We start from the raw sequence: 422 nt of genomic DNA on the forward strand, positions 1-422 counted from the left end.
TCGACTGACTGCCAGGGCGGCGTCAGCACATCCTCGGCACCGGAGAGCACGAGCACTCGATTACGAACCGTCGGGAGTTCCGAACGCGAATCGTAGATCCGCAACCCCGCGGCCTGCGCCGCGAATCCCTCGAAGGACGTGGGATACGGGTCCAATTCAACGCCCCGAAGCTGGGCCTCATAGAGCGCCTCATGGTCCATCACGATCCGAGCCGTCATCCCCCACGCAACGCCCTGAACGCCCAGCGCAGCACGATCCATACCCGACTGCCGCAGGATCAGCCCAGCCTCGAGCCACGCGTCCTGGACACGAGTGTAAGAAGGGAAGGCATTCAGCAGCACCCCCCGATCGATCAGCTCGCCATGATTGATCAGCAGCGACTGGAGGACTGAACCGCCCAAGGACCACCCCACGGCCGAGAC

General features: G+C 64.0%; 1 protein-coding gene. It reads right to left on the bottom strand.

Going from position 1 to position 422, the window contains the following annotated elements; translation table 11 throughout:
- The coding region (locus AC5RU7_RS21080; protein WP_494053886.1) for an alpha/beta fold hydrolase family protein at nucleotides 1-401 on the bottom strand (401 nt) is incomplete at its 3' end.
- Between the last annotated feature and the right edge of the window lie 21 nt (nucleotides 402-422).

Source organism: Arthrobacter sp. K410C (assembly GCF_059090105.1).